Source organism: Roseibium sp. RKSG952, from assembly GCF_009711355.1.
Map to the genome: position 1 here is coordinate 68267 of NZ_SMMF01000936.1, position 11599 is coordinate 79865.

The window sequence follows — 11599 nt, forward strand, 5'->3', positions numbered from 1 at the left end:
ACACGGCCTCAACGCCCCTATCGGAACTCCGGAGTTGCAGGATGAAGGATCGGGAAACCTGGCAAAGCGAGTTCGTCGCCGAACTTTTTGCCAATCTGACGAAACGGGACGCCTTTGTCGGAGCCCTTTCAAACTTCACCTCCAACTGGCGGGATGTCATTTTCGGGTGGCAGGTCATGCAGGTCGGTGTGAACGAGTGGTCGTTTGCCAAGCCCTTCAATTGTGACGATGCCTTTTATCGGGACTTCTTCGAGGTCGCGCACCTGCACCCGTTCCCGCCCCAGGTGAAACCCAGCGACTGGCACAATGACATGGTCTCTTCCGAGGCCGTGCTCGCACCAGAGGAATTGGCGCATACCGAGTTTTTCGATCATGCGTTCCGAAGCCGCGGAAACTGCGACCGCATTCATGCCTTGAGGGTTTATGAAAAAGGCCCAAACGTGGCAGCCCTGGCGGCGCACCTGCCCCGCCAGCTTGGTGAGCGGGAAACATCGGAGCTGTGGCAGGCGCTCGCGTTCATCAAGCCATTCATGCAATCGGCTTACCGGCTAAGTCTTGAACTGCAGGAGCGGCAGGCGCGTGCGCGGCCAACGGAACAGTTCTGGCTTGACCGGCTTCCAACGCCCGCCTTTGTGCTGGACCGGAACCATCGTGTGCTGATGATGAACCGGGAAGCCGCCGCGTTTTTTCAGACCAGCGAGGTTCTGGCACTGGATCCAAGATCGGTGGTCCTTCCGCGCGGCAAGGGAAATGCAAAAGTCTGGCAATCGGCTGTTGCCGGCGCCTTCGGATCTGCACGGATCAGCGGGCCAAATTACTTGCGAACCGCGACCGGCCCTCCCATTGGACTTTTCGCCCAAAGCATGAGCCAGGAACCCGAACATCCCTATTCGATCGATCCGTTTCGTCAGGATTATCAGGAAGTGCTTGTTCATGTGCTTGATCCGGCACAGGTGCCAAGGGGATCTTCAAGCGCTCTGGAAGGCGCATTCGACATTTCGCGGTCGGAGGCGCGTTTGCTGCTCGAACTGGTCTCCGGACTTTCGCTTCGGGAAGCGGCCGGCAAGCTTGGGATCTCCTATCACACGGCACGGAACCAGAGGGCAAACATGCTCTCCAAATCGGGTCTCCGGTCCCAGACCAGTCTGGTCTGCAGGGCAACCTCAACCCTGCTGAAGAGCCCTTTGCCGGAGTGACCGGGCCGCGCCGCTTTGCCGGAGACCGGCAGACTTAATCACGACAGTTGGACCAGTGTTCCGGCGGCAAAAAGAGCGTGTTTCGTTTACATCCCGAAACACGCCTAGACTGGTTTTCAGACGCATTTTGTCTAAGCAAGCGGTGTTCCGCAACCGCTTGCAGACAGCCTAAAATCATCTTGACAGTATCGCTCCTAGATGAGCTGCGTCTGCTCGGCATTAGTGGTAATTCCGGTTACATTAAGAAGGTCCAGCGTCTGGGCACCTGAAAGATTAAAAATTTCTACATTTACAAACTTTCAGGATTGCTGACGTACAAATCCAAGGTAGTAGTTCAGATCAATGCCCGCATGATGCAAACGCACTGTAAGGACCTGCCACGCGTGGGTTGCGTCAGCAGCAAGGACTGGGCAGGCCGGTTCATTTCGGGAAACCGCCCTGATCTCACGTGAAACCGCATCCAGAAGTGCTAGGGATTACTTCTGCGGCGTTCCGGAGGAAATAACACGCATCGCAATAGTCGACGGCACAGCAAGGGAAGCCGCCGATACGTGATCTTTCTGGCGCGCGACAAGGTAGCGCCGCAGCACAAACAGGGCCGCAAGAGTGATCGCAACTGGCGCGAAGGCCTGATCGGCGTAAAACACGGCCCAGACGGCGCCCGTTGCCGCAATGCAAAGCATCAACACCGAATAGGTCAGGCTCATACGCTTCGAAAGACCGCCAAGGCCGGCGAATCCGGACGGCCTGATCACAGTCAGAACAATCCCCGTCAACAACACCGACACCAGAACGCCACTCTGGGCAAAGGGCAACAACACACCGCCCGCAGCACTCCCGAGCGGCCCGCCAAACCGGAACAGCACGGAAAGAGCTGGTGCGATCAGCAGAATATGGAGATTGACGCCCAGCATCACCGGATGCAGGGGCGCCTTCAGGACGCGCAGAAGCAAAAAGACTATCAGGGCCAACGCAGATGCAGACAGGCCGGCCGCTTCCATCTCCCCGGTCAACCGCCAGACCACGAAGAACATGAGCGAGGGACCACCTTCCAGAAAATCCGTGAAGAATGTCTTTTGCCCGGACTGGCGCATGAAAAATTCCTCTGCCCTGCACACATTTCGATCTGTCCGCAGGCTATTGAGGGCAAAGCACAATTGCAAGTTATGCGTGTCTTGAACGGTCCACCCGGAATCGCCTGATCAGGCGGGCAGAACCGGATCTGCCCAATAAAAAGGGCGGCACGCGCCGCCCTTTCAAATGCAAATACGGTATGCCTGCCGGTTACTTCAGGTTGCCGCAGAACCGCTGGATGCGGGTGCAGGCCTCTTCCAGGGCTTCCGTGGAGGTCGCGTAGGAAATCCGGAAATTCGGTCCAAGACCAAACGCCGACCCCTGAACCACGGCCACGCCTTCGGTTTCCAGAAGCTCGGTCACGAAATCCTCGTCGCTTTCGATCACCTTGCCGGACGGCGCGGTCTTGCCGATGGTACCCGCACAAGACGGGAACACATAGAAAGCACCTTCCGGAACGGGGCAGGAAATGCCCTTGGCCTGATTGAGCAGGGAGACCACCAGATCGCGGCGCCCCTTGAAGGTGTCGTTGTTCTTGGGAATGAAGTCCTGCGAACCGTTCAGCGCCTCGACGGCCGCCCACTGGGCGATCGAACAAGGGTTCGAGGTCGACTGGGACTGGACCTTGGCCATGGCCTTGATCAGGCTGGCCGGGCCACCGGCATAGCCGATCCGCCAACCGGTCATGGAATAGGCCTTGGACACGCCGTTGACCGTGAGCGTGCGGTCATAGAGTTCCGGGGCGACCTGCGCCGGGGTCGTGAACCGGAAACCGTCATAGACCAGATGCTCGTACATGTCGTCGGTCATGACCCAGACATGCGGGTGCTTCTTGAGCACGTCCGTCAATGCCTTCAGCTCGGCTTCCGTATAGGCAGCGCCCGACGGGTTGGACGGCGAGTTGAAGATCAGCCATTTGGTGCGCGCGGTGATCGCCGCATCCAGATCTTCCGGACGGATCTTGAAGGTCGCCTTGTCGGCTTCCACGATCACCGGTTCACCGCCGGCCATCAAAACCATGTCCGGATAGCTGACCCAGTAAGGGGTCGGGATGATCACTTCATCGCCCGGATTGAGCGTGGCAACGAGGGCATTGTACAGCACCTGCTTGCCGCCGGTGCCGACCGTGATCTGGTTTGTTTCGTATGTGAGCCCGTTTTCCCGCTTGAACTTTTCGACAATCGCGGCTTTCAGCTCCGGAATGCCGTCAACGGCGGTGTATTTGGTCTTGCCGGCATTGATCGCGGCAATCGCGGCCTGTTTGATGTTCTCCGGTGTATCGAAATCCGGTTCGCCTGCGCCAAGTCCGATGACATCGCGGCCAGCGGCTTTCAGCTCGCGTGCCTTGTTCGTAACAGCAATCGTCGCAGAGGGTTTAACACGATCCAATGCGTCGGCGAGAAAGCCCATAGTGTCCTCCATGGGAAACGGGAAACAAAAGCGCGCGGACCGTAGTCCTCCCGGCAATTTATGACAAGGGCATGAAGCCGAAAACGCGCGAAAAAGTCGTGTGACGGCGGGCTGCGGGTCGCCGGTGTTCCGGAGCCAATGCAGAGGCTTCTGCCAAGGCTCTTTCTTGCGTCGCAACCGTCAAGCAGTTTTCCAGACCCATGGCGCGGCTGCAAAAGCACATTGCGGCCATGCAAAATATTCCGGCATGCATTTTACTAATTCACTTGTAAAAAATCCGGAAGAACTGTCAAAAAGTTTGGTGGTTGTTCTGGGTATGGATGCAATCTGAAGGATAAATTACCAAGAAACCGTCACAAAATCATACAGACCACGCCCCATTGCAGTCGGGTAGGAGGCTGATTCTTGGGCACAATAACGAGTGTTGGAAAACTTCGGAGGAAGACCAATGACACTCGAACGACCGCTTGACGCGGACACCAATCGAGGGGGCAGAAACGTGATCCTTTGGGCGGCCCTCGCCACAGCGACAGGTCTCATCACCTTGGCGTTGACAGGGGCTTCGCCCTTTCACCCGCTGCTGGCGGCCTTATGCGCTGCCTTCATCGGCATGACCGGAGTGACCACCTGGCTCGCCCAGCGGATCAGCCGCACAGATCCAGGTGCCGAAACCGTCTCCCTGCGCAAGACAGGCTTCGCGCGTCTGGACGGACTACACATGCACTATGCAAACGGGAAGGATGGCCCATGACGCCCCCCCGCAACAATCGGAGAAAACAGGAACGCATGCAGGAATCCAGCCGTGGCGATGCGAAACCGCTTCTGGTCGCCATCACACTCGGGATCTGTGTCGCTTTGTCTTTGACAATCGCCGCAGCCTGGGCATCCGATCCGGATTTCAGCTTCAAAAGCCCCGAACCGGCCACACATGTCATCAGCGCACCGTCAGACGTCTCTTCCATCAACAAGAACAAGATACAGGACCGGCATCCGGCGTTCAGCCAGGGACAGACAGGCGCGAACGCAGCCCAGGGAAGTTCAAACGCGGCGCCCGCTGTCTACCGGATGCTGATACCGTGATCCGGGCAGATGCTTCAAAATGCGTATAAAAAGCCCGAGGCCTGATCTGCACCCGTTAAAGTGCATATCAGGCCCCTTGCGCCCCGGTCCGCCCCCGGTTTCAAAATCGATACCTTAAGTTGTTTTCAAGCCATAACTCGGCCTGACGTTGTTTAAACAATAACGTTGCTGAACCAAAACCGGCAAGCCATCGACAGGCTTCTTTAACTCTTTGTTCACTCTTTTTGCAGCGCAAAAACGAATACTGGGGATAGTGCAAAAAACCGCCTTGAGCGGCTTGGAGGGTTGTACAAGCCGCCAAGTCGCCGGTTGCACCGGAAGGACGGTTTTTCGGTTGGGTCAAGACGGCTGCCGCCCCCTTCCACCGCGTCCCCGGCCACAAGGTCCACGCTGCGCGATGTGTCCAGCCGGGAATTGCCGTGTCCCCATTTGATGGCTCAATAATCCTGCTGGTTTGTATTAGTTCCCAAACGCACCATTGCGCTCGGCGTTAAGTCGGATGATAAGAAGCGCGATAGAGCATTTTGAGGAATCGCCATGGCCGTAGATCTCAGCATTTCCGCAGACACCATTCGCCTGATTGTTCAAAAGGCGCGCGCTGCAGCCGCGACGCTTGGTGACAGTTTCGAAGGCGGACATGAGGGGGACATTGAATTCGACGAGGATACCCTGTCGGACAGCCATCATCATGACGGTCTCGCCGAAGAGGAAAACGATGACCTGTCCGAGGAAGAGCTCAAGGAACTGATTGACGACCTGAATGTCGATGAAGCCGCCGAGCTTGTGGCCATTGCCTGGATTGGCCGCGGGGACTACGACGCCGAAGACTTTGAGACGGCAACCACGGAAGCCAAGGAAATGGCGAGTGGACCGACATCGTCCTATCTGCTCGGCATGCCCCTCTTCCCGGACTATCTGGAAGGCGGCCTCGACGCGCTCGAACTGTGACGCATTTGTCACCGTTACGGACTTTCCGTTGGATAATCTGTTAACAGGTGATTTACCATATTTGCCGGAAGTGGAATTTGGACCACTCTTGCCTCCGGAATGTCCATAAAGGTCACACATTCGGGGGAATGGGTATGTTCCAGGATCATTCACGCACTGACCGCGAAACAGCGCCGCGTCCATCGCCCTGGCCGATGGTGTGCGGCATGCTTGCAGTCGCGGGCATGATCAGCGCTCTGGCCATGGCATTCGGAAACTAGACAATCTCATCGCTGCACCAGCCTCCGCTGTCACGCCGGATCTACGCGCTCGACGCCGCTCGCGGCCTCGCAATTCTGGCAATGATCATCTATCACTTTTCCTGGGACCTCTCCTGGTTCGGGTTTGTCAGCTGGCAGGTCGCAGCCGAATTCGGCTGGCGTGTTTTTGCCGGACTGATCGCCGGAAGCTTTTTGTTTCTCTCCGGCGCCGGGATTTATCTCGCCCATCACGAAAAAATCCGCTGGCGCGGTTTCTGGAGGCGCGAGCTTGTCATTGTGGCGGCGGCGGCCGGCGTTTCGCTGGTAACCTATCTTGCATTCGGCGAGACGTTCGTGCGCTTCGGCATCCTGCACGCGATTGCCGTCAGCTCCCTGATCGCGCTGGCATTCATCCGGGCACCGGCCAGTCTCACCGCATTGGCCGCTCTGGTGTTCGCCACAGCCCCCCTTTGGGCGTCCAGCGCAGTCTTTGACGGCCCCTTCTGGGTCTGGACCGGCCTTGGGCATCCCGGCTATGGCAGTGTGGATTATGTGCCCGTGGCCCCCTGGACGGGTGTGACGCTGGCGGGATTATGTGCTGCAAACCTCGCCCAGTGCGCCGGTCTGCCCGGCCGATTGCGCCTGTGGGCGCCATCCGGGCGGTTTGCCGCAACTTTCCGGTTTCTCGGCCAGCACTCCCTGCCGATCTATCTGATCCATCAACCAATCCTGTTTTCGCTTGTCTGGGCGATTGCAGCTCTCGGGCTGGCTCCCGACCGGGCGGCGAGCGCCTTTCAGGAAAGCTGCACGGTTTCGTGCCTGGCCGTTCAGGGCGAAGCTGCCAATTGCGCTGCCGCCTGTGCGTGTACTCTGGACGGCCTCAAGCAGGACGGACTATGGGAACCGCTCACCGGAAATCCGATGGATCCGGATCTCCGGCAACACATGAACTCCCGCTACGCCCAATGTCTGGCCAATCCGGCGCTTTTCGGACCGGAGGAAAGCGGGAAATAGACAATATGCCCCGGTACTTTCAAAAAAGCGCCCCGGCTCTGTGGTCTTCGAGATCACCTATCAAAAGGGAAACTCGCGGGAGAATGTCGTCCACGGACCCCGCCATGCCGGCGCAGCGTAGTTATCCGGCCAATACTCGACTTGCCTCGTGATCAAACCGCGATGAATGGTGTGAAAGGTGACTGCGCGCGCGTATTGCTTGCCATCGGAAACCTCGACATCCGATACGGCCTCTTGCCCGTCCGAGACGATCTTCCGGATCCTGAATTTCCATGTGCTATCAGTGGGATAAGCAGTGTTCACCGCTGAAAATGCTTTGCGGCCACGTAACACCTCTCCCGTTTGAGGCATATAATACTCAAACGCCGGGTCCAGCCACTGGCTGGCATAGTCAAAATCATTTGTTGCCATGGCCTGCCAAAATGCGCTCACTACATCCGAAGTCATACCGCCTCTCAAGAACATAAAGTGAACAAATATCATGCGAGGCTTCGCGTGAAAAAGCAACTTATCGGTGGTGCAAACTTGGCGGCCTAAAGTGAGAACCCTAGCCCGTCAGCCGGGCAAGTGCACGGTCGATGCGGGTCTGGGCGAATTCCGAAAACCGGTCGGGTTCCCGCGACGCGGCAACCTGCCCGAGTGCCCAGGCAGCCGACACCGTGTCACAAACAGATTTCATCGCTTCATACCGGTCGACAAGCGCATTGCCGGGCTGTCCGCCGCAATAAGCTTCAAGGAAGGTGGTTTCCGTTTCCGGATTGAACCCGTTCTCAAGCGTGGCATAGGCAAGATCCCAGGCCGGCTCCGATTGGCCGGAATACTCCCAGTCGATCAGCACCAGCCGGCCTTCAGAATAAAGAAGATTGCCCGGCGACAGATCCCCGTGGCACGACACGAAATCGCCAGACCGGCTTTCCAGAACGCCTGTTTTCTCAAGAACCTCTTGCACGGGTGCGAGACGGCGCAACAAGTCGGGCCGGCCCTGGAACTCGTCCGCGTGCCCGGCCAGAATCAGTTTTGGATCGATTGTCCCCTTGAAGGATGGCCCCTTGCCGTGAAGCCGGGCCAGCGTCTCTCCGAGACAGGCAGCCAGATCCGGTGCATCCAGCGGCGCATGATCCAGCGTTCGGGTGAGCTGCAGCCCGATCTTGGGGGCCGTGAACACTGGCGGAACGGCGATCTCGAGAGACGCGGCCGCCTCATGGTTGTGGGCTTCGTCGAAACGATTGATCAACGGCGCGGTTTCCGGACGCGGCAGCCGAAGGATGAAATCGCCCGTGGTGGTGATCAGCCGGAAGACACGGTTTGTCAGGCCCGATTGCGGGTAAATCCCGCACACGTCTCCGCACAGCTTGCGCAGCTCGGGAAAATAGGCCAGGGCCCGTTCGATATGGCTTTCCGGATATTTTGACAAGACACCCGCCGTCTGTGGCAAAAGCCGGATTTGTGATCCGCCCGTTGAAAGACCCCGAGGAAAAAAGATGCAAGCTGTCTCCTCTCCCCACATCATCATCACCTATTGCCGCCAATGCAACTGGCTTTTGCGATCAGCATGGATGGCACAGGAAATCCTCAGCACTTTCGCCGAGGACATCGGCGCGGTTTCCCTCGTGCCGGGCACCGGAGGCATCTTTACAATCACCTGTGACGGGCAACCGATATGGGACAGGAAAGCCGATGGCGGCTTTCCCGAAGCCAAGATCCTGAAACAGCGCCTGCGCGATCAGCTTTGGCCGGAAAAGAACCTCGGGCATGCCGACCGGTGATCGGGCGGCAAGCCGGTCAAGGCGCCGAAGCGCCTTGACCGTGATGACGAGGCCGTCAGACCGCCGTTTCGGCCGGCTTCAACGCTCCAGAGCGGACTTTCGCGAAGTACTGCCGGGCTTCCTGCTTGACCACAGGCATCAGGATGTAAAGGCCGGCAATGTTGGCGAGCGCCATTGCGAAGATCATCGAGTCGGAGAAATCGATCACCGGTCCGAGGCTCATCGAGGCCCCAATGACGACGAACACGCAGAAGATCAGTTTGAACATAACTGACGAGATCCTGCTTTCGCCGAACAGATAGGTCCAGGCCTTGAGCCCGTAATAGGACCAGGACAGCATGGTCGAGAACGCAAACAGAAGAACCGCAAAGGCCAGGATATAGGGAAAGAAGCCGACCTGCGCGCCAAAGGCAGCAGAAGTCAGTTCCACGCCGGTCAGGCCGGTATCCAGCGCTCCGGTGAAGATAATAACCAACGCGGTCATGGTGCAGATCACCACCGTGTCGATGAAAGGCTCCAGAAGCGAGACCACGCCTTCCGTTGCCGGTTCCTTGGTGCGTACGGCCGAATGGGCGATCGCAGCCGAACCGATGCCGGCCTCGTTGGAAAACGCCGCCCGCTTGAAGCCCTGGATCAGCGCACCGATCGCGCCACCGGCAATGCCTTCCGGTGAAAACGCGCCATGCAGGATCTGGCTGAAGGCCCAGCCGATCTTGTCATAGTTCATCGCGATGATGACCAGCGCCGTGCCGACATACATGAGCGCCATGAACGGAACGACCTTTTCCGTCACCTGTGCAATCGAACGAATGCCGCCGACAATCACGATACCGACCAGCGCCGCCATCACCAGACCGAACAGCCAGCCATAATTGGCCAGCGGGCTGGCAACGCCGCCGGTCACGTTGACAACCTGCTGGAAGGCCTGGTTTGCCTGGAACATGTTGCCGCCGCCCAGCGCACCACCAATGCAGCAGATCGAGAAAAAGACCGCCAGAACCCGGCCGAGACCCGGCATGCCCTTTTCCTTGAGCCCTTGCGACAGATAGTACATCGGCCCGCCCGACACCGTACCGTCCGGCCGCTCCTTGCGGTATTTCACCGCCAGCGTGCATTCGGTGAATTTCGACGCCATGCCCAACAGACCTGCCAGGATCATCCAGAAGGTCGCACCGGCACCACCGATGGACACCGCAACCGCGACCCCGGCAATGTTTCCAAGCCCGACCGTGCCGGACAGAGCGGTTGCAAGCGCCTGAAAGTGGGACACCTCACCGGCATCCTTCGGATCGGAATAGTCGCCCCGGACCAGTGCGATCGCATGGCCAAAGGCGCGGAACTGGATGAAGCCGAAATAGACCGTGAAGATCGCGGCAGCCACAACCAGCCAGCCGACGATCAGCGGAAACTGGGTTCCGGCCACCGGAACCGAATAGAAGACTGTCGACGCGACGACATTGGAAATCGGGGCGACCGCGTTGTTGATGGTCTCATCGATGCTGGCAAAGGCCGGCACGGACATGAACGGCAAGGCGAAGGCTGCCGCCGTGAGCACCTTTTTCATGGTATTGTCCTTGTCAGGAATGTCTTGGGAAGGGCCGCAGCCTTACGGAACGACCGTCACCGGCACTGGCGAAGCCTGAACCAGCGTGATCGCCAGTCCGCCCGTCAAACGCTCGACAAGCGGGTGGGAGCCCTTGCGCCCAATGACGATCTGGCAGTCACCATGCTGCCCGGCGATCTTGCACAGGTGCTCTGCTGCATGCCCGTAGCAGACTTCCGTTGTCGCCTGCACACCGGCTGACGCAAGCCGTTCTGCCACCGGCTCGATAACACCTGCCGCCCGTGACAGCTCCTCTTCGCGCCGCCTGTGGCGCTCCGCGATCTCTTCCTGGGTCAGAAAACTGTAGGGTGACCATTCCAGAACATGAACCAGATGGACCCGGGCCCCTTGCGGTTTGGCCAGATCCACGGCCAGGTTTGCCGCCCGCTGCGATGCCTCGCTACCGTCGAAGCCGACGATATATGTTTTTATCATTTTTGTTTCCTCCGCGGCCGGGTGTCTTGCGGCCACGGAACACGGCATCAGCCATCTGAACCGGGGCCATGGACTTTGTTGTGTCCGGCCGGTGGTTTTTGACGGCTAAACTTCCTAGTAGGTTCTTTTGCGGATGAAAAGAGTTCCAATGCTGCAATTATATTAAATATCCCGCCGCCGCGCGGACATGTTGTGGCGGCATAACTGTTTCCCAGGCCGAAAGGGCTCGCCGGATCAGACAGGCTTGCGCATGATGACGTAGGTTGGCTTGCAAAACCCGGCATGCGCCCCCTCTCCGGTTTTTCTGAAACCCAAACGCCGGAATGTTTCGTGGTTTTCGTCAAGTTCAATTCGGGTTTCGAGTTCGAGAGCGGAGACACCGTTCACGCGCGCGCGGTGTGCCGCAAGATCAATCAATTGCCGCGCATATCCCCTGCCCCGTTTCGATTTGGAGACAGCCAGTTTCCCGATATAGATACAATCCGGTTTCTTCGTAAAGAAGACACAGGCATCAGGCTGCTCGCCGATAATCCATACTTCCCCCGATACGCATTGCTCCTTGATCGCCGTGAGTGATAGCCTGTGCATGGACGAAGGTGGATTTATCCGAGTTTCCATGAATGCGAAGCTTTTTCGTATCAAGTCCAGCACGGCCGGAACATGAGGGGAATCGGCGGATAATCTGACCGCATCAGACACGCACATGCGGGTCTCCTGATGAATTGTATCCCCGCTCATGGGCGGGGATGCCTGATGGATACGCAGCTGGACCCCGGCTCGCTGTCCATAGTGACGGCATTTCATGGCCCTGTCGAACCGAAGCTGAGTGTGTGG

At 58.2% G+C, this 11599-nt stretch carries 16 protein-coding genes; 8 read left to right on the forward strand and 8 right to left on the reverse strand.

Features of this window, described 5'->3' with window-relative positions:
- Window positions 1-41: 41 nt before the first annotated feature.
- Window positions 42-1196, forward strand: coding sequence for a helix-turn-helix transcriptional regulator (locus tag E1297_RS26720; protein WP_155143653.1), 1155 nt, complete (start codon window positions 42-44; stop codon window positions 1194-1196).
- Between the two features lie 476 nt (window positions 1197-1672).
- On the opposite strand, the gene E1297_RS26725 is transcribed toward E1297_RS26720, so the two are convergent.
- Both E1297_RS26725 and E1297_RS26730 read right to left on the reverse strand, forming a co-directional pair.
- Window positions 1673-2290: a hypothetical protein gene (locus tag E1297_RS26725; RefSeq protein ID WP_155143655.1), complete on the reverse strand. Its 618-nt coding sequence runs from the start codon at window positions 2288-2290 to the stop codon at window positions 1673-1675.
- Window positions 2291-2480: 190 nt separating this feature from the next.
- Window positions 2481-3680, reverse strand: coding sequence for a pyridoxal phosphate-dependent aminotransferase (locus E1297_RS26730; protein WP_155143657.1), 1200 nt, complete (start codon window positions 3678-3680; stop codon window positions 2481-2483).
- Window positions 3681-3846: 166 nt separating this feature from the next.
- Here E1297_RS26730 and E1297_RS26735 point away from each other — a divergent pair, with 166 nt between their 5' ends.
- The 3 genes from E1297_RS26735 (at window position 3847) to E1297_RS26745 (ending at window position 4760) form a co-directional block, all read left to right on the forward strand.
- A complete protein-coding gene (locus E1297_RS26735) occupies window positions 3847-4011 on the forward strand; it encodes a hypothetical protein (RefSeq protein WP_155143659.1) in 165 nt (54 codons plus the stop codon).
- A gap of 117 nt (window positions 4012-4128) precedes the next feature.
- Window positions 4129-4431, forward strand: coding sequence for a hypothetical protein (locus tag E1297_RS26740; protein WP_155143661.1), 303 nt, complete (start codon window positions 4129-4131; stop codon window positions 4429-4431).
- The gene (locus tag E1297_RS26745; protein ID WP_155143663.1) at window positions 4428-4760 is read left to right on the forward strand and encodes a hypothetical protein; all 333 of its coding nucleotides are present in this window, start codon (window positions 4428-4430) and stop codon (window positions 4758-4760) included. Before E1297_RS26740 ends, E1297_RS26745 begins: the two co-directional genes overlap by 4 nt.
- 100 nt (window positions 4761-4860) lie before the next feature.
- Here the strand turns inward: E1297_RS26745 and E1297_RS26750 are convergent, their stop codons facing one another.
- Window positions 4861-5103 (reverse strand): hypothetical protein, encoded by a 243-nt coding sequence (locus tag E1297_RS26750; RefSeq protein ID WP_155143665.1) that lies wholly within the window; start codon window positions 5101-5103, stop codon window positions 4861-4863.
- A 194-nt stretch (window positions 5104-5297) separates the two neighbouring features.
- On the opposite strand from E1297_RS26750, the gene E1297_RS26755 reads away from it, so the two are divergent.
- From E1297_RS26755 to E1297_RS26760, 3 genes are all read left to right on the forward strand, one after another.
- The gene (locus E1297_RS26755; RefSeq protein WP_155143667.1) at window positions 5298-5708 is read left to right on the forward strand and encodes a DUF3775 domain-containing protein; all 411 of its coding nucleotides are present in this window, start codon (window positions 5298-5300) and stop codon (window positions 5706-5708) included.
- A gap of 134 nt (window positions 5709-5842) precedes the next feature.
- Window positions 5843-5968 carry a hypothetical protein gene (locus E1297_RS50845; protein ID WP_256372784.1) on the forward strand — a complete coding sequence of 42 codons (126 nt, stop codon included), beginning with the start codon at window positions 5843-5845 and terminating at the stop codon, window positions 5966-5968.
- 39 nt (window positions 5969-6007) lie between these two features.
- Complete coding sequence (locus tag E1297_RS26760) at window positions 6008-6961, forward strand: DUF1624 domain-containing protein (RefSeq protein WP_368669688.1); 954 nt, start codon at window positions 6008-6010, stop codon at window positions 6959-6961.
- Between the two features lie 60 nt (window positions 6962-7021).
- Here the strand turns inward: E1297_RS26760 and E1297_RS26765 are convergent, their stop codons facing one another.
- A complete protein-coding gene (locus tag E1297_RS26765) occupies window positions 7022-7408 on the reverse strand; it encodes a nuclear transport factor 2 family protein (protein ID WP_155143672.1) in 387 nt (128 codons plus the stop codon).
- A 100-nt stretch (window positions 7409-7508) separates the two neighbouring features.
- Entirely contained in the window at window positions 7509-8375 is an 867-nt protein-coding gene (locus tag E1297_RS26770; RefSeq protein ID WP_196223414.1) for a choline/ethanolamine kinase family protein, read from the reverse strand.
- Window positions 8376-8442: 67 nt separating this feature from the next.
- Between E1297_RS26770 and E1297_RS26775 the strand changes: the two genes are divergently transcribed.
- Window positions 8443-8727, forward strand: coding sequence for a SelT/SelW/SelH family protein (locus E1297_RS26775; protein WP_155143676.1), 285 nt, complete (start codon window positions 8443-8445; stop codon window positions 8725-8727).
- A gap of 55 nt (window positions 8728-8782) precedes the next feature.
- Here E1297_RS26775 and E1297_RS26780 read toward each other — a convergent pair whose 3' ends face one another.
- The 3 genes from E1297_RS26780 to E1297_RS26790 all read right to left on the reverse strand — a co-directional run.
- Window positions 8783-10291: a sodium:alanine symporter family protein gene (locus E1297_RS26780; RefSeq protein ID WP_155143678.1), complete on the reverse strand. Its 1509-nt coding sequence runs from the start codon at window positions 10289-10291 to the stop codon at window positions 8783-8785.
- A gap of 42 nt (window positions 10292-10333) precedes the next feature.
- Entirely contained in the window at window positions 10334-10765 is a 432-nt protein-coding gene (locus E1297_RS26785) for a universal stress protein (protein ID WP_155143679.1), read from the reverse strand.
- 234 nt (window positions 10766-10999) lie between these two features.
- On the reverse strand, window positions 11000-11599 hold a 600-nt coding region (locus tag E1297_RS26790; protein WP_209016013.1), incomplete at its 5' end, for an N-acetyltransferase.